Raw genomic sequence first — 21,899 nt, forward strand, 5'->3', positions numbered from 1 at the left:
TCCGTCGCTACATCATCTGGCGCAACAAGCACGCCGAGGATCAACAGCTACGGGAGATCGTCGACAGGGCAAACGTTGCGTGATGCGGCACTAGTGGCTCGTCACGAAATCTTGGCCGGATAATACGGGTACTCGCTCCATGATCGGATCGGCGAATCCGGGGCAGACCTCGCCTTCGGTTCGGCACGGGCATTGCGCCACCGCATATACGCTCCGATCGCAGCGTTCTGCTCGGTGTGGCTGCGATGATCGGTGCCGTTCAGTGCGAAATATCGCAACGCCGCAAACTCGGCCTCGATCCAGTCCAGCCACGACCCGTAGGTCGGCAGAAACACCAACTCGACGTCGTTGTCCTCAGCGCACCCGCGGACGGACAGGTGCCGGTGTGGGGAGAAGTTGTCGAGCACCACGTACCACTTCTCCCCGGGCCACCTGGCCCGCAACACTTTGAGGAAGTCGAGGAACTCGCCGGCACGTTTACGCGTCCTGATGCGGTAGTACATTTCGCCGCTCGATAAATCGAGGGCGGCAAGCATGTGCATCACCGAAGTCGTAGCGGTGATACGTCGCCCGCAACCGCAGCGGATGCGTGGCCGGCCGCCACGAGTTTCTGTTCCGCGGCTGCAGGTTCAGCGGACCGAATTCGCCGACACAGACGACCGGGCCGTCTGTCGGCGGGGTGTCGTACAGATCCAAGATCGTGCACATCTTCGACAGGAAATCCGGATCGGTCGATGCCTCCACGTCGTGGTCGCCTACCAGGTGACCTTTCCGTCGCGCAGGATCCGACGCAGCGTCTCACGGCTGATGGTCGGCACGATCTTCTGCGCGATCAGGTGCTCGGCGAGCTTGGCCAAGCTCTAGGTGGAAAACGCAGTGATCTTCCAATCTTCAGGGGGACGTCCGGGCGATCAAGCAGATCTTCTTGCGAGTCTGCTCATCGATCGTCGTGGGGCGTCCCCCATTCCATTGGGTGCAACGCCTCGAATCCATGCTCGTTGAACGCATGGATCACATAGCGGACGTAATCGTCGCTGACCTGCATCAACAAGGTGATGTCCTGGACGCTTTGACCGTGCGCGGACATCAGCACCACGATGGCGCGCCGTACCTTGATCAGGTCCTCGGCGGTGCGGCTGATCTTCCGCAGCCGTCGTCCTTCCTCCATGGTCAACGATCGGACGAACAAGCTGGGTTGACGTGCCACGACCACCTCCTTGTCTCGACTCGGAGACAGTCTGCCGTGCACCTCGCCTCGACCCTGGGATTGCCCGGTCAACAATCCGTGACGAGCCATTAGACTGATGTCAACAGCAGTAGTTATCGATAGTTAGGTGTGCTGATGGCTCGTTCTTCGAAGGGTGCGAGGGTGTCACCCTCTGTCGTCGGCAATCCGGGGTGGCGGCGCATGGACCCGCCGGAACTGTCGCCGATTTTGACGCATGCACTCGACGCGTTCTACGAGAACGGGTTTCACGGAACCTCGGTGCGAGATATCGCCCAACGGGTAGGGGTGACGATCCCGGTCTTGTATTACCACCATGGCAACAAGGAGGGCATTTTGCTTGCTCTCCTGGAGTACTCCACCAGCGATGTGTTGACTCGTGCCTATTCGGCCAGCGCGGACGGCGGGGGGGAGCCGGTGCAGCGATTGTCCAACGTCATCGAGACGATCGTCCTGCGTATGACCACTCGCGCGCGGCTGGCGGCTCTCGAGGGCGAGGTGAAGTATCTCAGCCCGGACAATCGTTTGCGCTACCGGGTAGTCCGAAAGGGGATCGAAGACCTTGTTCTTGAGATCATCGAGGACGGCAATCGACGGGGTCTGTTCTACACATCGGATCCGGCGGAGTCGACGCGTGCGGTGTTGGCGATGTGCCAGTCGATCCCGCGGTGGTACCACACCGAGGGGAAGCTGACACCCGAGATCGTGGCGCGCAAGTATGTGGAGATTGCCCTGACGACCGTCGGGTATGTCTCCGCGGCCGCCAAGCCGCGGAAGGCACGTTCGGCACGTGCCTGACCCTTTGCGGCTCGGCGGCGCGGGTGTCGGCTACGGCGTCGACAGTTGCTGCGCGTACTGTTCTCGCAGTTCGCGCTTGAGGATCTTCCCGGTCGCGCCCAGTGGGAGTGACTGCACGATGTCGATCGTCTTGGGGCACTTGTAGCCGGCCAGTCGCTTGCGGGCGAAGGCCGACAGTTCGCGGGCATCGATCGCCTGTCCGGGGGCGGTCACCACTACGGCCTTGACGGCTTCACCCCACGTCGGGTCGGGGACACCGATCACGGCGACCTGGGAGACGCCGGGGTATTCGGCAATGACCGATTCGACCTCGATCGGGTAGACGTTCTCTCCGCCGCTGATGATCATGTCCTTGATCCGGTCGGTGATGTAGAGGTATCCGTGCTCGTCGAACCGTCCGACATCGCCGGTGTGGAGCCAGCCGTCCGCGTCGATTGTCTTCGCGGTCTCGTCCGGCCGGTGAAAGTAGCCGACGGTGTTCTGTGGGGACCGCACACAGATCTCGCCGGTCTCCCCGGTTTCCACAGGATCGGTCGAGTGGGGCTGGACGATCTTCAGTTCCACCCAGGGATAGGGTTTCCCGACTGATCGCAGCAAGTGAACATGATCGCCGTCGGTACTGTGGTCGGAAGCGTCAAGCTGGGTGATGGCACCGTGGGTCTCAGTGAGGCCGTATACCTGGAACAGTGGCCGATCGAATGTGGTCAGGGCTCGCTTGAGCAGCGCCGGGGTGATCGGAGACGAACCGTAGGCGATCGAGCGCAGTGCGGTGTAGTCCCGCTCCGCGGCACCGGGGACCTCCACGAGCATGCCGATCACCGAGGGCACTAGGAATGTGTTGGTAATTTTGTGGTGCTCGAGTTCGTCGAGTAGTGACTGTGGGGTGAATTCCGGAACGATCACGGTATGCGCTCCATTTGCCATACCGACGAGGACCCAACCGAGGCCCCCGATGTGGAACAGCGGCATGGCGCACAGACTCACCGACGATGAGTCGAATCCCCACGGACCACCCGACTGGGTGCAGGCGCCGAGGTTGCGGTTGGAGCTGAGCACACCTTTCGGCTTCGCGGTGGTGCCGGAGGTATAGAGCTGGAGGACGATGTCGTCGGCCTCGCCGGTCCATCCGGGATCGGTGCCGTCCGCGGAAGCGAGAAGCGTTTCATAGTCCTCGTCGCAGTCGCCGTCGATGCGGATGACGTGGGCAAGTGTGGGCACGTTCGCACGAAGGTGAGCCACCGTACCTTCGAAAGAGCTGTGGAAAAGCAAGATTTCAACGCCAGCGTCGCTGAGGACCCCGGTGAGTTCAGGTGCGGCCAACCGCCAGTTGACGGGAACAGTGACCGCGCCGACCTTGGCGGCCGCCAACAGCACCTCTATTACCTGCGGGGAACTCTTGTCCAATACGGCCACACGGGACTGCGGGCCAATACCTCGCTCCCGGAGCACGTTGGCCAGGCGGTTGGTGCGCTGGTCGAGCTCACCGTAGGTCAAGGACATTCCGCGGCCAGTCAATGCCGGAGCGTCGGGTCGTTCGAGTGCGTGTCGACGGGATTCATCGGCGAGGCGGTAGCTCATCGGATGTTGCTCTCTTGCTTCTTTTCGGCCGGCGAGGTGTTGTGCTTGCCGGGGCAGGTTTTGGGGAAGGTGCCGAGTCGGCCGATCTGGTAGCCATGGGTGGCTGCGGATGTTGGGGAGGTCGCGGGCGTATCTGGGGGTGGTACGGGGTGGCGGACGATGCGGGCGCAGGCTTGAGGGCGCCGATAGAGAGGATGCATTCGATGCGGGTGGGGGCGGGTAGTGAGGGTAGTAAAACGCGTCGCGGAGGGGATCGTCCATGATTGTCCGGGCGAAGTGTTTGACCGCGGTGCCGGGGGCGTAGTTGTTCGGTGGGAAGGTGCAGAACAAGTCGGGTGTGGCGTTGGCGCCGGCACGGCCGCCGTCGTAGGCGAAGTGCCGCAGTTCGTAGTCGTCCATAAGTCAAGCGAACATTGCCTGGTTGAGGTCCCAGGGGAATTCCTGTGTCGCGAGAATGCGGTAGATCTCCTCGTGTTGCGGTTGCGGGATCTAGGTAATCGGTCCCGTTGCGCAGCTCGAAGCTTTCATCAAGTGTTCTCTCCCCTGGACGACGGGCACCACACCGACGGTGTGACCGGAACCACGAGTTTACCGATCGATAACTATTTATGTCCGGGGCTGGCTGACGGACGAGGCACGGCCGTGCCCAGGGAGGGAACAAAGGGGCGCGATTCACCTGCATTGATGCCGACGCAGGTGTGCCGTCGGCACACCTATTCTGTGGCTGCCGCCAAATGTGCCATCACGTCCGGATACCGGCGCAGGTGTGCTCCGCCGTTGACGTCGAGGATTTCCCCGGTCACCCAGGAGGCGGCGTCGCAGGAGAGGTACAACACGGCCTCGGCAACGTCGCTCGGCTGCCCATTACGCGCGAGAGGTGTGTTGTCGGTGAAGTCGGCTTGGATTGCCGGTATCGAGGTCAGCCCCTGCACGAGGGGTGTCTCGACCAGGCCGGGAGAGATGGCGTTGACCCGGATGCCTCGCGGGCCCAGTTCGAGTGCTGCCACCTGGGTGAGCATTGTCAGGCCGGCTTTGGCGGCGCAGTAGCCGGCGAAGCCGGCGGCGGGTTGACGCGCGTTGAGCGATGCGATGCTGGTAATCGCCGCTCCAGCCGTCATCGTACGGGCCGAATGTTTGATCACGAAGAAGGCCCCGGTCAAACAGAGATCGATAGTGCGTTGCCACGAACCGGCATCTAGTTCGGTGACCAACCCAGGTAGGTTGACTCCGGCGCAGTTGAGGGTGATGTCGACGGAGCCGACTTCAGTGACGGTGTCCTCGAACAGCGCGCGTACCGATTCTTCGTCGGTGACGTCGACTCGGCAGCTGCGGGCGCGGTCACCGAGCTCGCGTGCTCGACCGGCTGCCTTGCCGGCGTCGATGTCGGCGATCACCACGGTTGCGCCTTCGCGCGCGAGCAACTCGGCCGATGCCCATCCAATGCCCGACGCGCCGCCGATTACCACGGCGGTCTTATCTGCTACCCGTGCAGTCACTGTCGACTCCTGTCCTCGGTGATGAAGTGTGCTTTCACGATCGACGATCGTCCGGACTGCAGGTTGGCGAATACCGGTTCGGCGTCCCCGAGCGGGTAGGTGCTGACCCAGTCGAAGTCGTGATGGGCACTCAGAGCGACCGCGTGCGCGAACTCGGCGTCGGTGTAGGCGAAGGACCCGACGATGGTGCGTTCGGTGACCACCACATCCATCGACGCCGCGAGGGTCGCTGCCGGGTCGTTGACCCCGATCCAGACTGCGATGCCGCCCGGCCGCAGGGCCATCAGCGAGGCGGACCGGGTGGCGACCGCACCGACCGCGTCGATGACGAGGTCGAACGAGCTGGCGTCGAGGGTGGGTGCCACTGCGTCGGCACCGAGTCGGGTTGCCACCGCCAGTCGGTGCTCGACCAGGTCGGTGACCACGATCGTGGTGGCTCCCTGCTCGCGGGCACACAACAAGGTGGCCAGCCCGATCGGTCCGGCGCCGATGATCCCCACTGTCTTGTGCTGCGCCCCGCCGCCGCGGGCGAGAGCATGGACGCCGTTGGCGACGACCTCGGCCATCGCTCCGGCGGTGAAGGACGCGCTCTCCGGCAACGGCACCAGCCGATCGCGAGGCACCGCCACCATGTCGGCGACACCACCCGCCTGGGTGATGCCGACGATCGAGTTGCTGGTGCAGAGATTGGTGGCACCGACGGTGCAGGACGCGCAGTTTCGGCACGGTACCTGCGGGTTGATCGCGACGCGAGTGCCGTCCTCGGTGACGCCCGCGAACTCGTGTCCGAGCACCACTGGATGGGGGTACATGCCGTCGGAGACGCCGTGCAGGTCGGAGCCGCAGATGCCGGCGGCCTTGACCTGCACTAGCACCTCGCCGTCGTCGGCTACTGGGGTATCGAGGTCGGCGAGCGTGACCACGCCGGGTTCGCGGAACAGCAGCCCCTTCATCGGGGGATGTTCTCGTAGTAGGGGACCACGATTTCGTCGGAGCTGGTGACGTCGCCGAGCATTATCGTGGTGATCGGGTGCACCACCGTCGGGTCGATCTCGACGTTGAGACAGGCCGGCACGCCGGCGGCGAACGCGCGCTTCATCGCGTCGGCGATTGCCGCGGTGCTCTGGACCCGCTCGCCATATCCACCAAATGCCTCAGCCACCTTCTCGTAGGCACTGTCGGCGAGTTCGGAAACCACAACGCCGCGGTCGCCGTAGACGGCTTCTTGACCGTGGATCGACATTCCCCAGACCGCATTGTTGAAGACAACAGTGACCACCGGGATGTTGTGCCGGGCCATCGTGTCGAACTCCTGGATGTGGAAGCCGGCGGCCCCGTCACCGGTGATGATCACGACGGGTGCGTCCGGGCGGGCCCGGTGCGCTCCGATCGCGAATCCTGGTCCGACACCCAGGCATCCGAGATACCCGAGGCGCAGGACACCGCCGGGTGATTCGGTGGTGGCGAAGAATTCCGCCCAGGAGGGTGCCTCGGCGCCGTCCATCACGAAGATCGTGTCCGGTGGGCAGGCGTCGACGATGGCGCGGGCTGCGAAGTACGGGTGGGGTTTGCCCGACTCGGTCGTCTCGTCGACGAATCCGGCCCGGTGGGCGTGCTTGGCGCCCGTTGCCGCCTGCACCCAACCGGACCAGTCCGGCCAGGTGCGGGTGGCGGCGGCGGAGGTCAGCGCGAGCAGGGTTTCCCGGCAGTCCGCAAGGATCGGGACGGCGACGTCGTGCATCCGACCGAGTTCGGAAGCGTCGATGTCGATTTGGACGAGCCGGGCGCCAGGGAACAGGCTGGTTCGGCCGCCGGTGAACATCCCGGCCCGTGCGCCCACGATTATCACGACATCCGGGGTCGGTTGGCCGAGCGCAGGCAGGGTGCCCAGGGCGAGCAGACCTCCGCCGGCCAAGCGGTGGCTTGCAGGGATCGAACCGTCGGCCTTGCCCGGGTAGAAGACTGGGACATCAACGGCTTCGGCGAAAGCGACGAGGGCGTCCGCGGCACCGGAGAACGTGACCCCACCGCCGATAACGATCGCGGGGTTCGTCGCGGTCTGCAACAGGTCGAGAGCCGATTCCACGGCGGTCGCCGGCGGCGCTGGCCGGTCCTCGATGGTGTAGTTGACCGGGTACCGGACCGCGTTCTCGTCTGCCTCACCGAACATCACGTCGATCGGAATCTCAAGCAGAACCGGGCCCGGAACGCCGGTGGTGGCCTTGCGGACGGCCAGGGCAACGAACTCGGGAACCCGTGCGGGATCGGTAATCCGGTATGCCCACTTCGTCACCGGTGTCGCCGCGGCGATCTGGTCGAAGCCACCCTGCAGCGGGTTGGTCTCGGTCTCGCGCAGCGGCGGAGCCCCGACGATGAACAGGGTGGGGGTGCGGTCGAGATAGGAATTCGCGATCGCAGTATAGGCGTTCGTGAATCCCGGACCCGAGGTGACGACACAGACCCCGAGTCCGCCTGTGACGCGGGCGTAGGCGTCGGCGGCGTGACCGGCACTCGACTCGTGCCGGGTGTCCGTCAACCGGATGCCCTCCGCGCTGCACGCCACCAGGAAGGCGTCCAGATGCCCACCGTGCAGGGTGAACACCTCTGTCGTCCCCACCTGTGCCAGCGCCTTGGCCAGCAACTGACCACCGTTGATTGTCATCGAAGTCCTCTCCACAACGAAAACTAAGCTGTATAGCGATCGCTAAAGGTAAATGTAGCGGTTATCACAATGCAGCGCCAGAGTGGCATTATGCGAACACATGACACGGACGTCCCCACAGACCGATCGCATCGTGATGCTCCTGGCATGGCTCGCCGAGGAACCTGGCGCCGGGCGCAGTCTGGCGGATATCGCCCGGCACCTCGGTGTCGCGAAGGCCACGTGCTATCCGATGGTGATCGCCCTCACCGAGGCCGGCTGGCTCATCCGCCATCCCAGCCGCAAGACCTACCAACTCGGCCCCGCTTTGATTCCAATAGGGCAGGCAGCGGACAAGGCGGCCGACGTCGTCGACCTCGCACGGCCGGCGATGCATCGGCTCGCCGACCTCACTCACCTGGCCAGCATCGCCTTCGTCCCGTCCGGCGCCGACCTGGTGGTCGCCGAGATCGTCCAACCGATCGGCGGCCGTCGGGGCACCCTCGGCCTGCGCTTGGGCGACAAGGTGCTGCTCGCACCACCGCTGGGTGCCGGACTGGCCGCCTGGTACCCATCCGATCGACTCGACGAGTGGTACACCCTCGGCGAGCAAGCACTCGACGAGGACGCCGCCTTGCTGCGAGCCCGGTACGAGCCGATCCTCGCACTCATCCGCAAACGCGGATTCGCAATCGAATGCCTTCGGCAACACGACCCTTCGCTGGCGGATGCGGTCTCGGCGCTACGCGGACACGGACGGGGAGGGCAGCGGTCGGCCTTCGCGCTGCGTGAGGCCCGGCGCCTGCTGTCGGCGGATGTATTGATCGGTGCGGTAGACCCTCACGGGAGTTATCAGCCGATCTCGGTCAATTCGGTCGTCTTCGGACCCGACGCCGATCCGGCGATGGTGTTGTGCGTCGTCGACGCCCGCGCCTCCATATCGGGTGAGGCCACGCTCGAGCTCGGTGACCTTGTCCGAGACGCAGCTGCTCAAGTGACCGCCGCCGTCCGCGGCCGCCCGCCAGCGCATTGACAGCGTCGAATCGTGCGCCTACGTTATTTATCGATCGCTATATGATCTCTGTCACTCGCGGTGCTCGGCGCAGCAACCCGCGCAGTTCGACCCGGCGCCCAACGGTCCGAGGAGGCCCCATGCTTCACAATCACGCTGCCCTGTACATCGACGGAGAGTGGCGCGAGCCCACGTCGTCCGACGTAATCGAGGTGCACTCGGCGTCGACGGAAGAGAAGATCGGGCAGGTACCCCACAGCACCCCGGCCGACGTCGATGCCGCCGTCGCGGCGGCGGCCCGCGCGTTCCGTTCCTGGTCGGCGTTCACGCCGGCGCAGCGCGCCGACGTTCTCGAACGGTTCGCGATTACCCTCGGTAACCGAGCCGAGCTGTCCGCTCGCCTGGTCAGCGAGCAGAACGGGATGCCAATATCGATCGCCACCGTTGCCGAGGGCGAGGGTCCGGCCGGCCTGCTGCACTACTACGCCGCTTTGGCCCGCGGCACTGAACTGGAAGAACGTCGACCGGCGTTGGCGGGCAACGGAACAACGGTGGTCCGGAAGGAGCCGATTGGTGTCGTCGCTGCCATCGCACCGTGGAACTTTCCGGCGCTGCTGGCGATGATGAAGATCGCCCCGGCGCTCGCGGCCGGCTGCACGGTCGTCCTCAAGCCGTCACCGGAGACGGTGCTCGACTCGTTCGTCCTGGCCGAGGCTGCTGCCGAGGCTGGCCTGCCCGCCGGTGTCCTCAACATCGTCACCGGTGGACCGGAGATCGGCAAGCACCTCGTTGCCCACCCGGGCGTGCAGAAGGTGGCGTTCACCGGATCCACTCCGGCCGGACGGCAGATCGCCGAAACCTGTGGTCGGCTGCTGCGACCGGTCTCGCTGGAGCTGGGCGGCAAGTCCGCCGCGCTGATCCTCGACGATGCCGACCTGGCTACTACGGTGCAGGGCCTGGCGACCGCATCCCTGATCAACACCGGTCAGACGTGCTACGCCTCCACGAGAATCCTTGCCCCGCAGAGCCGATACTCGGAGGTGCTCGACGCGGTCACCGCCATGGTGTCCTCTCTTCCCGTCGGCGATCCCCTCGACCCGAACACATTCATCGGACCGTTGGTCAGCGCCGGGCAGCGGGCCCGAGTCGAGTCCTATATCGAGGCCGGCCGCAGCGATGGCGCGAAACTGACCACCGGTGGGGGGCGCCCCGCCGACCGCGACCGCGGATGGTTCGTCGAACCGACCGTCTTCGGGGAGGTCGGACTCGACCACACCATCGCTCGCGAGGAGATCTTCGGGCCGGTACTCTCGGTCATCCCCTACACCGATGAGGAGCAGGCGATCGCGATCGCCAACGACTCCGAATTCGGGCTCGGCGGAACGGTGTGGACCGCCGATGCCGAGCATGGGCTCGAAGTTGCACGGCGGGTGGAGACCGGGTCCTTCGGCGTCAACGGGTACACCCTCGATTTCGGTGCGCCGTTCGGGGGAATCAAGGCCAGTGGTCTCGGACGAGAACTCGGTCCGGAAGGTCTCGCCGCCTACTTCAACACCAAGTCGATCTACCTCACCGACTGACACCACAAGGTCGAGCGCCCGAACCCCGTGGCTCGGGCGCTGTTTCTTTTGCTGGGCCGCAGATCCTCCGAGAGGTACGCATGACCATGGTCGCCACGGCGGAACTCGTTCACCCCTATCCGGCCGGTTACTCGACCGTACACTTGATACTTATATAACGATCGATAGAGTAATGTAGATCGGCCGATGCCGACAGCTGACAAGGAGTGCATGGTGGGTTTGCGTACCGGTGACGAGTTCCGCAAGGGTTTGACGGACGGACGGCGGGTGTTTTACCGAGGCCGGCAGATCGACGACGTGGTCGGCGAACCTGAACTAGCTCTCGCAGTTGATCATTCGGCGCTCTGCTACGATATCGCCGCCGACCGGCCTGACCTGGCGGTCACCGAGGTCGACGGGGAGCAGGTCAGCGCGTTTTACGTCGCCCCCGCCAATGCGGACGACCTGGTCCGGCGCGGGACCCTGATCGAGGAGGTCTCCCGCCGGGGCGGCGGCACGATCGTCCTCAAGGAGGTCGGCAGCGATGCGCTGTTCGCGCTGCTGCGCGCCACCGAGGGGGAGGGGCTCGAGAACGCACGCGCGTTCTACCAGCGGGTGTGCCGCAAGGATCTGGCCTTGGCGGTCGCGCAGACCGACGTCAAGGGGGACCGCTCCCTGGCCCCGCGTCAGCAGGCCGACCCGGACTTGTATCTGCACATCGTCGACGAGGACGATGAGTCGATCACCGTCCGAGGAGCGAAGTGCCACACCTCCTTCTCGGCGAACGCGGACGAGTTGATCGTGCTGCCGACCCGGGCAATGGGACCCGACGACGCCGACTACGCGGTCTCGTTCGCGATTCCCGTCGACACCCCGGGTCTGAACCTGTATGTGTCGCCGTACGCAGCGGGGGAGCGCAACAGCTTCGAATTCCCGATCTCCACCAAGCACAAGCTGCTCGAATCGCTGACCGTCTTCGACGACGTACGGGTCCCGAAGGACCGCGTCTTCCTCAACCGACGACCGGAGTTGGCCGGTCCGCTGGCGCTGGCGTTCGTCGATTACCACCGCTTCACCGCCATCAACTACAAGCTGCCCCTGCTCGACATCATAGTCGGGGCGGCGTCGCTCATCGCCGAGGCCAACGGCATCAGCAAGGCTGGACACGTCAAGGGCAAGCTGACCGAGCTGATCACCTGGAGCGAGACCGTCCGCGGCCTCGCGCAGCTGTCGGCGGTCCGCTCCCGTCCGGGAGAGCACGGGGTGCAACAGCCGGATCCGCTCGCGGTGAATATGGCCAAGTATCACTTCGCGCACGGTTTCCACAATGCCGTCGCGATCCTGACGGACCTGTCCGGTGGGCTGCTTGCAACCGGCCCGGGCGGCGAGGACTGGGACAACCCCGAGATCCGTGCGGTGCTCGAAAAGTACTACGCGGCAGCGGCCCCTGCCGAGAAGCGCCTCCGTCTGCTCAACTTCATTGCCGATCTCACCGCACGCGATTACGGCGGATACCAGTCGGTGCTCGCCACCCACGCCGAAGGATCTATCGAAGCGGAGAAACTGCAGATCTCACGCTCCTTCGACGCGACCCGGGCCCGCGACTACGTCAGCGCCCTCGCCGGCATCGACCAATTGTGAAAACGCCCCACACCGTGGACGTCGATGCGTTTGCCGAATCCAGGGTGCGGGCGACGCGGAGCCCCTTCCAGTTCTTCGGAGCTGGCAATTTTCGCGTCGATACACGTCGAGACTGCCCTTTCCTGAGGAGAAGTCGATGCCCGAACACGCTCCCTCTGGCCGAGAGAACTCTCGGCCGTTCACCCTGGTGCTCGGCGGCGGTGGGGTTCCTGGAGTAGCCTTCCACGCCGGAGCGCTGCGTGCGCTTGAGGACGTGGCAGGGATCAGTGCGAACGACGCGCAGGCCATCGTCGGGACGAGCGCCGGAGGGCTCGCCGGTGCATGGATCCGAACGGGGTGCCCGACATCGGCCCTCGCCCGACGGGCAATCGGTGACGGTGTCTGGTCGGGCTCGGCGCCCGTCCTCACCCGCTCATGGGGCACACCCTTCGACCTCGCCGCCCGCGCCGGCGGGGCCAGCTGGGTGCTGGGCCGCTCCCTCGTTCGCATTCCCTTCCCCACGCCACCGCGACCGCTCCGCCGATTCTTCCGGGCCGAGTTAGCCGGGCCACACGACTACAGCAACATCAACAGCCTGCCGCACGAATGGCCCACACGTACGCTCTGGCTGACCGCCGTCGACATCGTCTCCGGCCGCCGCGTGGTACTCGGCAGATCGGAGAGGTCGCGGACGATCTCGCTGAGAGCGGCGGTGCAGGCCACCACCGCGGTGCCTGGCGTCTTCGCCCCAGTGCGTGCGGGGACGAAGGTACTCGTCGATGGCGGGGTGCACTCGATGAACAATCTCGATCTGGCCGCGCATGCCCACTCCTCCCACGTGATCTGTATTGCGCCGCTCGCATTCGATCCCCGAAGCCGACCCCCGCTACACCGTCAGTTCCTGCGAACAGGATCGAATCTCCTCCTCCAGCGCGAAATCCGGAAACTACGGCGCCTTGGCAGGCAGGCGTGGCTGATCCTGCCGGACGCTGCCACTCTTGAGCACTACCGAGTCAATTTCCTGGCGGCCCACTCGCTCGCGGAGATCGAACGTCACGCCTACCGGCAGACGGCCGCAAGGTTACGCACTCCGGCTGGCGAAACCCTCTGTGCTGCAATAACAGGTGGGAAGGGTCGAAAAAACTGATACGAGCTGGCGAGTTTTCACGCACGCTAATTAACGGTCGATAATCAACATCACCGCACACTGCGGTCAGGAGCACCATGAATCAGCTCTCGGGTCTCGATGCGGCCTTTCTTTTCGCGGAGACGCCGTCACAGTTCCTGCACATCGGCGGGCTCGGAATCTACGACCCGGCGACCCGGCCGGGAGAAACGATCCGCTTCAAGACAATCCTGCGCAATATCGAATCGCGTTTGAATCGGTCGAAAGTCTTCCGGCGGAAGCTCTCCCGTGTTCCGCTCGACCTTGACTTCCCGTACTGGGTTGACGACCCGGATTTCGACATCGAGTTTCATGTCCGCCATGTGGCGCTGACTGCCCCCGCGGATTGGCGGCAGTTGATGATCGACTCGTGCCGTCTGAACGCGCGGTCGATCGACCTCACCCGGCCCCCATGGGAAATCTGGGTCATCGAAGGGCTCGATGCGGTCGAAGGAGTGCCGTCGGGTTCGTTCGCGGTGCTGTTCAAACTCCATCACTGTGCGGTGGACGGTATTTCGGGTTGGGAGATGCTCGATGCTCTTCACGATCTGACGCCGAGTGCGATCGTCGCGGCAGAGAGTTTCCAGCCCCGCCCAGGCTCCGGAACGATCCACAAGCTTGCCCGCGCCGCTCTCCGTGGTGTAACCGAACCGGCCCGATTGACCGATACGCTGTACAAGACCCTCCCAATCGTCCGTGAGACGCTCTACCGCGGTGCACGGGAGATGCCGCTCTTCGCCGGAACGGTGCCGCGCACGCCGCTCAACGGTGCCGTAGGCCCCCACCGGGTGCACGACAGCATCACCGTCCCGCTCGATCATCTGCGCAGCATCAAGGCACTGGTCGAGGGGGCGACAGTCAACGATGCGGTGGTGGCGATCGTCGGTGGAGCGCTTCGGAACTACTTGTCCGAGCACGATGACCTTCCCGAACGTTCCTTGGTTGCCGGCTGTCCGATCTCGATCCGCTCTGAGGCTGGGCGCGGGCAGGCAGGAAATCAAGCAGTCTTTGCCATGATCCCGGTCGGCAGCGATACCGCGGCACCAATCGAACGCCTCCGGCAGGTCCACCGGACCACTGCGGCGAAGAAGGAGTTCACCCACGCTGTACCGGCCTCGGTGCTCTGCGACTACGCAGAATATCTACCCAGTGCGCTCGCCGGGCTGGCCGTGACGACCTACAGCCGAGTCGGCCTCGCCAACCGGCATCGCCCGCTGTTCAACACCATCGTCACCAATGTTCCCGGTTCGCAACAGCCGCTGTACTTCACCGGGGCAAAAATGCTCCATTACGACGCGTGGGGACCGATCTGGGATGGCCTGGGTCTGATCCACCCGGTCACCAGTTACTGCGGAGACGTCACGATCTCGTTCGACGCCGATCGTGACCAGATGCCCGACCCGTACCTGTACCGACGGTGCCTCGAAAACTCTTACCGAGATATGTACGACGCGGCGATCGGCCCTTCGTGAGTGAGCACCACCCCGGTGCGCTGGGCGGGATGTCGAAGGGTCGGGGGATCTTGACAAGTGGAAGTCTCGCTCATACGTTGCTAGTTAGCGAACGATAAATAACCGGACGAATCTCGGGGTGCAGTTCGCCTCCCTCAGTTGGCGGTTTCCGCCCGAATCACGACGAAAGGGTCAGAAATGACGAACGCGGTCATCGTCGACGTCGTCCGCCTCGCTTCCGGTAAAGGTAAGCCCGGCGGCGCACTCTCGGGTACGCATCCCGTCGAGCTGCTCGCTCACGTGCTGCGCGCCGTGGTCGAGCGCAACGGCATCGACCCCGCGCAGGTCGACGATGTCATCGGCGGCTGCGTCGCGCAGGTCGGCGAGCAGTCGTTGAACATCTCCCGCACCGCGCTACTGTCGGCCGGGTTCCCGGATTCGGTGCCCGCAACCACCGTCGACCGCCAATGCGGGTCGAGTCAGCAGGCCGCGCACTTCGCCGCCCAGGGCGTCATCGCCGGCGCCTATGACATCGTGATCGCCTGCGGCGTGGAGTCGATGTCCCGGATCCCGATGGGCACCTCCACGCTCGGGCAGGATCCGTCCGGCCCGGGCATCGCCGCCCGCTACCCCGAAGGGCTTGTCAACCAGGGCATCTCCGCTGAACTGATCGCCGCCAAGTGGAAATTGGACCGCGACACCCTCGACGTCTACTCCGCCGAATCCCACCGCCGGGCCGCCGAGGCAGCCGCGAACAAGTTGTTCGACAAGGAGATCGTCCCGATTGCGGTGCACAATTCCGCGGGGGATATCGTCGTACACACCCTCGACGAGACGGTGCGCGCCTCGACCACCGCCAATGGATTGGCCGGGCTGAAGCCGTCGTTCTACTCCGAGAAGTACGCGGCCCGGTTCCCCGAGGCGCAGTGGCACATCACCCCGGGCAACTCGTCGCCGCTGACCGACGGCGCGTCCGCGGCGCTGATCATGAGCGAAGAGATGGCGTCGAAGCTGGGACTGACCCCGCGGGCCCGGTTCCATTCGTTCGCCGTTGCCGGTGACGACCCGGTCTTCATGCTCACCGCGCCGATCCCGGCGACCAAGAAGATCCTCGCGAAGTCGGGGCTGAGTATCGACGACATCGACGCGTACGAGGTCAACGAGGCGTTCGCGCCGGTGCCGCTGGCGTGGGCGCACGAGTTCGGGGCCGACCTAGCCAAGCTCAACCCGTGGGGCGGCGCCATCGCGCTCGGGCACGCACTCGGCTCATCGGGCACCCGCCTACTGAGCACCCTGGTCAACAACCTCGAGGTCACCGGCGGACGCTACGGCCTGCAGACCATGTGCGAGGGCGCCGGCATGGCCAACGCCACCATCATTGAACGCATCTGACGAAACGTTTGCGCTGTTCGTCATCGCAAAGCTGATCAGTGATCGAGAGGAAGATCTCGCAGTGGCGCAGTTTCGCATCCCTGCAGCTGACACCGGTACTGCAACACGTACTCCATGGGTTTTTCACGCACGGCTATCGCGTGGCATCGATGCGGTCGATCGCACGGCACAACGGAGTCACCGCGCCGACGTCCTACTACCACCAGAGCAAGGAAGCCGTACTGGTGGCCTTACTTGATGCCGCGGCACGCGAGGTGATCGAGAGAGCAACCACCGCGAGGGACGAAGAAGGTGACGACGTGCGCGCCCAGTTCACGAACGTCATCGAATCATTCGTGCTGTCCACGACCCAGCGCGTAGAACTGGCCTTCCTCGACCTCGAACTGCGATCGGTCCAGACCGACGCGAAGACCTACCCCGCAGCGTGCCGCGAGCTCCACGCGCTGCTCGCCGACATCATCCACGAGGGCGTCTCGACCACGGTGGTTAACACCAGCGAGCCCCACGAGGCTGCCCACGCGTTGCTCGGTATGTGCAGATCGTCGTCCACTGGTACCAATCGATGGCGAGCTCACAACGACGGACGTCGCGCAGCGCTATGTCCAGGTCGCGCAGCGCTATGTCCACGTCGCCCTCAACACGGTCGACGCCTGCATCCATCACGGAAGAGGACCATCAGATGATTTCCACCGCATTCACCGAAACGTTCGGCATCCGCCACCCCATCGTCCAAGGGGGTATGCAATGGGTTGGCCGCGCCGAGCTGGTCGCCGCGGTTGCAAACGCCGGAGCCCTCGGGTTCATCACCGCACTAACCCAACCCACACCGGAGGATCTCGCTTGCGAGATCGCCCGGTGCCGTGAACTGACCGACCAGCCCTTCGGTGTGAACCTGACGATTTTGCCCTCGATCACGCCGCCGCCCTATGACGAGTACCGGCAGGTGATCATCGAGTCGGGGGTCAAGATCGTCGAAACCGCCGGATCCAATCCCGGCCCGCACCTGCCAATGTTCCATGAGGCGGGGGTGAAAGTTCTCCACAAGTGCACCTCCGTGCGCCACGCCGTCAAGGCGCAGGAACTTGGTGTGGACGGAATCAGCATCGACGGCTTCGAGTGCGCCGGACACCCCGGTGAAGACGACATTGCCGGCCTCGTCCTCATCCCTGCGGCTGCCCAAAAAATCACTATCCCGATGATCGCCTCGGGCGGATTCGCCGACGCCCGCGGTCTCGTAGCGGCCCTTGCCCTCGGCGCCGACGGAATCAACATGGGCACCCGGTTCATGTGCACCGCCGAATCACCGATCCACCAGAACATCAAGGAAGCCATTGTCGCGGCCGACGAAACCCAGACCGAACTCATCTTCCGGCCACTGCGCAACACTGCCCGTGTCGCCAGCAATACCATCAGCCGGGAAGTCGTCGGGATCCTCGAGCGTGGCGGTCGATTCGAAGACGTCCGCGAACTCGTTGCCGGTGCACGCGGTCGAACCGTGTACGAACTCGGCGACACTGAAGCCGGCATCTGGACCGTTGGCACCTCACAAGGTCTCATCCACGACATCCCGACGGTCGCCGAGCTGGTCGGGCGCATCACCACCGAAGCAGAAGACCTGATCACCGAGCGGCTCGGCGGAATGCTCGACCGCGTTCCCGCCTGATAACCGAGGGAGAAGCTATGCGACGCAGAATTTTCAGCAAAGACCACGAGGCATACCGAGAAACCGTCCGGGAATACCTTGCCCGCGAAATCATCCCCCACTACGAGGAGTGGGAAGAGGAGCGGCTGATCGACCGAGCTGCATGGTTGGCCGCCGGGAAGATAGGCATCATCGGCCTATCCGTTCCTGAAGAGTTCGGCGGCCCCGGAGAGCAGGACTACCGGTACCGGTACATCGTGGCAGAGGAAATTGCCCGTACCGGCACCACTTCGTTCGGTGCCGGCCTCGGAACCCAGGACGACATCACCATCCCGTACATGTGCGATCTGGGCACGCAGGAGCAGAAGCAGCGATGGCTACCCGGCATGGCCAGCGGTGAACTCATCTGCGCCATCGCGATGACCGAACCCGGCACCGGCAGCGACCTACAGGGAATCAAGACTACTGCCGTCCGCGACGGCGACAGCTGGATCCTCAACGGGCAGAAGACCTTCATCACCAACGGGATCCACGCGGACCTGGTGATCGTCGCCGCACGGACCGATCCCGACGCCGGCTCGCGCGGATACAGCCTCTTCGTCGTCGAACGAGATATGGACGGGTTCACACGCGGACGTAAACTCAAGAAGGTCGGGCTCGCCGGACAGGACACCGCCGAACTGTCATTCGTCGACGTGCGAGTCCCCGCAGCCAACATTCTCGGCACCGAAGGCCGTGGCCTGATCCACCTGATGGAACGCCTACCCCGCGAACGGCTGTCGATCGCGGTCAGCGCCATCGCCAGCGCCCGCGCCGCCTACGAGTGGACCAGAACCTACGTTTTCGAGCGCAAGGCCTTCGGTCAGTCCGTCGGCGATTTCCAGAACACCCGCTTCGTCCTGGCCGAACTCCTCACCGAGATCGATGTCACCCAGGCGTACATCGACAACGCGGTACTCGCTCTCAACGAAGGGGACCTCACCGCCGTCGAAGCCGCCCAGGCCAAGTGGTGGGCGAGCGAACTCCAGAAGCGGGTCGTCGATCGATGCGTGCAGCTGCACGGAGGCTACGGCTACATGATGGAATATCCCATCGCACGGGCGTACGTCGACAGCCGTATCCAAACAATCTACGGCGGTACCACCGAGATCATGAAGGAAATCATCGGCCGTGACATCGCGTGGAAATCACAAGACGGCCAGACTCGCGCACGGATGAATTCAGCAAGAACGGGGGATGCAGCAGCGGGGCAACCGCGCTGATACCGAAGATCGGACAGAAACTGCAAACCGGTCTCTAGTGTTCTGAATCAGGAATGCTGTTCAAATATGACGTGAGACGTTCGAGGATCTCGTCCGCGGTCTTCGTCCACACGTAGGGCTTCGGATCGGTGTTCCACTGTGTAATCCAGGACCGAATGCCCTTCTCCAAAGCCTGAATCGACTTGTGCACCCCGCGGCGGATCTGCTTGTGGGTCGACTCGGGGAACCACCGCTCGACGAGATTGAGCCAGGACGACCCGGTCGGGGTGAAGTGCAGATGGAAGCGTGGATGTGCCAACAGCCACGCCTTGATCGTCGGCGTCTTATGGGTCGCGTAGTTATCGAGCACCAGATGCAGATCCAGACCCGGCGGGGTCTGCTTGTCCAGGGTCATGAGGAACTTTGTGAACTCGTCGGCACGGTGGCGGCGATGCAGCGACCCGATCACCTTCCCCGACGCGACGTCGAGGGCGGCGAACACGGTGGTGGTGCCGGCACGCACGTAATCAGAGGTCATCCGCTGTGGCACGCCGGACATCATCGGCAATACCGGCTCGACCGGCCCAACGCCTGGATCTGCGACTTCGCCCCCGCAAGCGAGAGGGACCCCAGTCGACACAGAACACCAGAGCGAATTCGTGCCGTTCCTCGATTACGACCCCGAGATCAGACGCGTGATCTGCAGTACCAACGCGATTGAGAGCATCAACGCGCGATACCGCCGGGCGATCCGGGCCCGCGGGCATTTCCCCAACGAGCAAGCCGCGTTGAAGTGTCTGTATTGGCGACCCGGGCTCTGGACCCGACGGGGAAGGGAAGAGCACGATGGGCAGCGAGGTGGAAGCCGGCGTTGAACGCTTTCGCTATCACGTTCGAGGGCCGGATCACCCCGAGTGAGAACTAAACCGATGCGCCAGAACCGGATCCACCGGAAAGCTGACACTCCCGAGCCCAGGGACGGCCCACCCCGTCAGACCTCACTGGCGGTCTGACGGGGACTCGGCACCTCATCGACGAAAATCAACATCCACGTCACGCCTGCAGATCGCCGCAAAGAAGTTCGGTCGGGTTCGACGGATCAGTAACGCGGATTGGCGACGGCGAGACGCCACTCGACCGCGGAGCGGATCGCCTCGGCGACATCGGGTCGTGCCGGGTCCACCGCACCCGAGCGGATGGCGAGCGCGAGGTCGGACTCGGAACCGAAACCGGAGTCGGCGAGCAGCCGGGCATGTTCCTCCCGGGCAACCGTGCCGGCGCGGACCTCGCGTTCGGCAAGCGAAAGAACATGGGCCGCAACGCGACTTTGGTAGCGGTCTGCACCACCGGCCCGCTCGCCGAGTGACACGATGTACTCCCGGGTGGCGGTCAGCAACTCGCCGATGCCGGGGCGACCGAACAGGTCGTCGTCCGCCGACGCGGGCGCCGGGAGGTCACGACGGGCCGGACTCCAGCCCAGGGCGTCGAGGATGTCGGACTCCGACTCGGACAGCCGTCTCCCGATGGCCAGGAGTTCGAGAGTCTTCTCGCCTCCCTCGGTCGTCGCCCGGTCGGCCTGCTGGCGGCAGATGAGGGCCCACCGAACCGCCGCGAAGATCTCCCACCACTCGATGTCGGCGACGTCGATCGACACTCCGGACTCGTCGGCGTAACCGCGCACCAGCTCTTCGCGGGGGCCGAAGCCGCCTACCGGGCCGGCGGCGCCGAATCGCCACACCCGGGCGCACAGCCAACCGAGATCCTCCAGCGGGTCACCGAGATGGGCCAGTTCCCAGTCGAGGATCCCTTCGATGCCGGTGGCGGAGACCAGGAGGTTGCCGCTCCGGAAGTCGCCGTGCACCACGGTGTGACGGTCGGAGGTCGGTTTGTGGTCGGTCAGCCAGCGGAAGGCGAGGTCCAGAACCGGGAGGGGTGAGGTCGAGGCGTACTGGTCGAACAGCGCACCGAGCTGATCCTCGTCGGCGAGACCGGGGACGGCTGCCGGATCCATCTGATGGATCCGCGCCAGGGTCCGGCCCATCTCGTAGGGCAGACGGGGGCGAATCTCGCTGAACTGCGGGTCGCGCAGCAGCTTCTTCGGCAGTGCCTCGCCCTCGAGCGCGGTCATGATGAGGTACGCCGGTCCGATCCCGCGGGGATCGGCGTTGGCATCGAGGATCGTCGGTACCGGGACCCCTTGCCGACCGGCTTCGGTGATCGCGGCGGCCTCGATGCGCATGCGCTCGGGTTCCTCGGCGCCGGGTGGGTCCCGGCGCAGGATCAGCTCATCGGCCCGGTCGTCCGAGGTCGCGGTGAACCGCCAGGTCTCCCGGCTCGCTCCGCCGGTCAACAGCGCGAGGTCGGTTACCCGGCAAGGTTTTTCGAAAACGACAGCCAGTCGATCGGCGATCGTTGCTGCCAGGGGGTGGGTCATCAGAGCTCTCCTCGGTATCCGGCAGTGTTCAGTGCGATCCTCTGGTAGCGGGCCACGACCTCGTCGACGGTCAACGGCCCGTCAGGGCGGAACCAGGTGGCTACGGCGGTACACGCGGAGACGATGAAGCGCGCCGAATCGATCGGGGTCTCGGTGTCGAAGACGCCCTGCTCGGTTCCGTCTACCAGGACGCGATCGAACATCCGTTGCTGGGCGTCCCGTTTGCTGACGATCAACTCGCGCGCCGCCGGCTCCAGGCTCCGCAATTCACTGTTCCCGAGCAGGCTCTCGCGAGGTGAGGCGGCATGGGTCCGGACGTGCACCCCGGTGATCGCGACCAGCCGATCCGCCGGTGACGCGGTGGCGCGGTAGAGCGCGTCCTCGGTGCTCGCCACCAGGTCGTCCATCCCGCGGTTGAGGATCAGTGCCAGCAGGTCATGTTTGGAGCCGAAGTGGTTGTAGAGGGTACCCACCGAGACGTCGGCTGCGGCGGCGATGTCACGTACCGAAGTACCGAAATAGCCTTTCGCCGACATGGTGCGTACCGCGGCCTCGATGAGGGAGGCGGCAACCGGATCGTCGCCGGAACGTATCGCCGAACTGTCGGCCGACCCCGGGTGCTTGGTCTTCATCGCGCCTCCAAGT

General features: G+C 64.7%; 18 protein-coding genes and 2 pseudogenes. 11 read left to right on the plus strand and 9 right to left on the minus strand.

Features of this window, described 5'->3' with window-relative positions:
- Positions 1–101 precede the first annotated feature (101 nt).
- Together ACLBYD_RS26880 and ACLBYD_RS26885 are read right to left on the minus strand one after the other, a co-directional pair.
- Complete coding sequence (locus ACLBYD_RS26880) at positions 102–503, minus strand: transposase (RefSeq protein ID WP_447818827.1); 402 nt, start codon at positions 501–503, stop codon at positions 102–104.
- Between the two features lie 434 nt (positions 504–937).
- Positions 938–1,207, minus strand: coding sequence for a helix-turn-helix domain-containing protein (locus ACLBYD_RS26885; protein ID WP_447818828.1), 270 nt, complete (start codon positions 1,205–1,207; stop codon positions 938–940).
- A 135-nt stretch (positions 1,208–1,342) separates the two neighbouring features.
- On the opposite strand from ACLBYD_RS26885, the gene ACLBYD_RS26890 reads away from it, so the two are divergent.
- Positions 1,343–2,023, plus strand: a complete 681-nt coding sequence (locus ACLBYD_RS26890; RefSeq protein WP_447818829.1) for a TetR/AcrR family transcriptional regulator — start codon at positions 1,343–1,345, stop codon at positions 2,021–2,023.
- A 30-nt stretch (positions 2,024–2,053) separates the two neighbouring features.
- On the opposite strand, the gene ACLBYD_RS26895 is transcribed toward ACLBYD_RS26890, so the two are convergent.
- The 4 genes from ACLBYD_RS26895 to ACLBYD_RS26910 all read right to left on the minus strand — a co-directional run bounded on the left by ACLBYD_RS26895 (position 2,054) and on the right by ACLBYD_RS26910 (position 7,759).
- Positions 2,054–3,862, minus strand: coding sequence for a long-chain-fatty-acid--CoA ligase (locus ACLBYD_RS26895; protein WP_447818830.1), 1,809 nt, complete (start codon positions 3,860–3,862; stop codon positions 2,054–2,056).
- 452 nt (positions 3,863–4,314) lie between these two features.
- Positions 4,315–5,097 carry an SDR family NAD(P)-dependent oxidoreductase gene (locus tag ACLBYD_RS26900; protein ID WP_447818831.1) on the minus strand — a complete coding sequence of 261 codons (783 nt, stop codon included), beginning with the start codon at positions 5,095–5,097 and terminating at the stop codon, positions 4,315–4,317.
- Entirely contained in the window at positions 5,094–6,050 is a 957-nt protein-coding gene (locus tag ACLBYD_RS26905; protein WP_447818832.1) for an alcohol dehydrogenase catalytic domain-containing protein, read from the minus strand. Before ACLBYD_RS26905 ends, ACLBYD_RS26900 begins: the two co-directional genes overlap by 4 nt.
- The gene (locus ACLBYD_RS26910) at positions 6,047–7,759 is read right to left on the minus strand and encodes a thiamine pyrophosphate-binding protein (protein WP_447818833.1); all 1,713 of its coding nucleotides are present in this window, start codon (positions 7,757–7,759) and stop codon (positions 6,047–6,049) included. The genes ACLBYD_RS26905 and ACLBYD_RS26910 overlap by 4 nt, the downstream gene beginning before the upstream one ends.
- Before the next feature lie 100 nt (positions 7,760–7,859).
- On the opposite strand from ACLBYD_RS26910, the gene ACLBYD_RS26915 reads away from it, so the two are divergent.
- From ACLBYD_RS26915 to ACLBYD_RS26955, 9 genes are all read left to right on the plus strand, one after another.
- Positions 7,860–8,771 carry an IclR family transcriptional regulator gene (locus tag ACLBYD_RS26915; protein ID WP_447818834.1) on the plus strand — a complete coding sequence of 304 codons (912 nt, stop codon included), beginning with the start codon at positions 7,860–7,862 and terminating at the stop codon, positions 8,769–8,771.
- A gap of 119 nt (positions 8,772–8,890) precedes the next feature.
- Positions 8,891–10,330: an aldehyde dehydrogenase gene (locus ACLBYD_RS26920; protein WP_447818835.1), complete on the plus strand. Its 1,440-nt coding sequence runs from the start codon at positions 8,891–8,893 to the stop codon at positions 10,328–10,330.
- A 210-nt stretch (positions 10,331–10,540) separates the two neighbouring features.
- On the plus strand, positions 10,541–11,950 hold the full coding sequence (locus tag ACLBYD_RS26925; protein ID WP_447818836.1) for a 4-hydroxyphenylacetate 3-hydroxylase N-terminal domain-containing protein: 1,410 nt from the start codon (positions 10,541–10,543) through the stop codon (positions 11,948–11,950).
- 136 nt (positions 11,951–12,086) lie between these two features.
- Positions 12,087–13,076: a patatin-like phospholipase family protein gene (locus ACLBYD_RS26930; protein ID WP_447818837.1), complete on the plus strand. Its 990-nt coding sequence runs from the start codon at positions 12,087–12,089 to the stop codon at positions 13,074–13,076.
- A gap of 77 nt (positions 13,077–13,153) precedes the next feature.
- Entirely contained in the window at positions 13,154–14,566 is a 1,413-nt protein-coding gene (locus tag ACLBYD_RS26935) for a WS/DGAT/MGAT family O-acyltransferase (protein WP_447818838.1), read from the plus strand.
- A gap of 177 nt (positions 14,567–14,743) precedes the next feature.
- Positions 14,744–15,937, plus strand: coding sequence for a thiolase family protein (locus ACLBYD_RS26940; protein ID WP_447818839.1), 1,194 nt, complete (start codon positions 14,744–14,746; stop codon positions 15,935–15,937).
- A 149-nt stretch (positions 15,938–16,086) separates the two neighbouring features.
- Positions 16,087–16,620, plus strand: coding sequence for a TetR/AcrR family transcriptional regulator (locus ACLBYD_RS26945; RefSeq protein ID WP_447818840.1), 534 nt, complete (start codon positions 16,087–16,089; stop codon positions 16,618–16,620).
- Positions 16,617–17,600, plus strand: a complete 984-nt coding sequence (locus tag ACLBYD_RS26950; RefSeq protein WP_447818841.1) for an NAD(P)H-dependent flavin oxidoreductase — start codon at positions 16,617–16,619, stop codon at positions 17,598–17,600. The genes ACLBYD_RS26945 and ACLBYD_RS26950 overlap by 4 nt, the downstream gene beginning before the upstream one ends.
- A gap of 17 nt (positions 17,601–17,617) precedes the next feature.
- Positions 17,618–18,841 (plus strand): acyl-CoA dehydrogenase family protein, encoded by a 1,224-nt coding sequence (locus ACLBYD_RS26955; protein ID WP_447818842.1) that lies wholly within the window; start codon positions 17,618–17,620, stop codon positions 18,839–18,841.
- Positions 18,842–18,875: 34 nt separating this feature from the next.
- Here the strand turns inward: ACLBYD_RS26955 and ACLBYD_RS26960 are convergent.
- Positions 18,876–19,426 (minus strand): annotated as a pseudogene (locus ACLBYD_RS26960) (IS630 family transposase); the annotation flags it as partial.
- Positions 19,427–19,473: 47 nt separating this feature from the next.
- On the opposite strand from ACLBYD_RS26960, the pseudogene ACLBYD_RS26965 reads away from it, so the two are divergent.
- A pseudogene (locus tag ACLBYD_RS26965) lies at positions 19,474–19,745 on the plus strand (transposase); the annotation flags it as partial.
- Between the two features lie 174 nt (positions 19,746–19,919).
- On the opposite strand, the gene ACLBYD_RS26970 reads toward ACLBYD_RS26965, so the two are convergent.
- Positions 19,920–21,254, minus strand: coding sequence for a phosphotransferase family protein (locus ACLBYD_RS26970; RefSeq protein ID WP_447818843.1), 1,335 nt, complete (start codon positions 21,252–21,254; stop codon positions 19,920–19,922).
- Positions 21,254–21,886: a TetR/AcrR family transcriptional regulator gene (locus tag ACLBYD_RS26975; protein WP_447818844.1), complete on the minus strand. Its 633-nt coding sequence runs from the start codon at positions 21,884–21,886 to the stop codon at positions 21,254–21,256. The genes ACLBYD_RS26970 and ACLBYD_RS26975 overlap by 1 nt, the downstream gene beginning before the upstream one ends.
- Between the last annotated feature and the right edge of the window lie 13 nt (positions 21,887–21,899).

This window comes from Rhodococcus sp. C26F, from assembly GCF_053345925.1.

Bases quoted from the DNA above. Each gene is read 5' to 3' on its own strand.
- ACLBYD_RS26945 (WP_447818840.1), top strand. From the start codon at position 16,087: ATGCGGTCGATCGCACGGCACAACGGAGTCACCGCGCCGACGTCCTAC.
- ACLBYD_RS26895 (WP_447818830.1), bottom strand. From the start codon at position 3,862: ATGGACGATCCCCTCCGCGACGCGTTTTACTACCCTCACTACCCGCCC.
- ACLBYD_RS26970 (WP_447818843.1), bottom strand. From the start codon at position 21,254: ATGACCCACCCCCTGGCAGCAACGATCGCCGATCGACTGGCTGTCGTT.
- ACLBYD_RS26950 (WP_447818841.1), top strand. From the start codon at position 16,617: ATGATTTCCACCGCATTCACCGAAACGTTCGGCATCCGCCACCCCATC.
- ACLBYD_RS26915 (WP_447818834.1), top strand. From the start codon at position 7,860: ATGACACGGACGTCCCCACAGACCGATCGCATCGTGATGCTCCTGGCA.
- ACLBYD_RS26880 (WP_447818827.1), bottom strand. From the start codon at position 503: ATGTACTACCGCATCAGGACGCGTAAACGTGCCGGCGAGTTCCTCGAC.
- ACLBYD_RS26930 (WP_447818837.1), top strand. From the start codon at position 12,087: ATGCCCGAACACGCTCCCTCTGGCCGAGAGAACTCTCGGCCGTTCACC.
- ACLBYD_RS26940 (WP_447818839.1), top strand. From the start codon at position 14,744: ATGACGAACGCGGTCATCGTCGACGTCGTCCGCCTCGCTTCCGGTAAA.
- ACLBYD_RS26935 (WP_447818838.1), top strand. From the start codon at position 13,154: ATGAATCAGCTCTCGGGTCTCGATGCGGCCTTTCTTTTCGCGGAGACG.
- ACLBYD_RS26910 (WP_447818833.1), bottom strand. From the start codon at position 7,759: ATGACAATCAACGGTGGTCAGTTGCTGGCCAAGGCGCTGGCACAGGTG.
- ACLBYD_RS26905 (WP_447818832.1), bottom strand. From the start codon at position 6,050: ATGAAGGGGCTGCTGTTCCGCGAACCCGGCGTGGTCACGCTCGCCGAC.
- ACLBYD_RS26890 (WP_447818829.1), top strand. From the start codon at position 1,343: ATGGCTCGTTCTTCGAAGGGTGCGAGGGTGTCACCCTCTGTCGTCGGC.
- ACLBYD_RS26925 (WP_447818836.1), top strand. From the start codon at position 10,541: ATGGTGGGTTTGCGTACCGGTGACGAGTTCCGCAAGGGTTTGACGGAC.
- ACLBYD_RS26955 (WP_447818842.1), top strand. From the start codon at position 17,618: ATGCGACGCAGAATTTTCAGCAAAGACCACGAGGCATACCGAGAAACC.
- ACLBYD_RS26920 (WP_447818835.1), top strand. From the start codon at position 8,891: ATGCTTCACAATCACGCTGCCCTGTACATCGACGGAGAGTGGCGCGAG.
- ACLBYD_RS26975 (WP_447818844.1), bottom strand. From the start codon at position 21,886: ATGAAGACCAAGCACCCGGGGTCGGCCGACAGTTCGGCGATACGTTCC.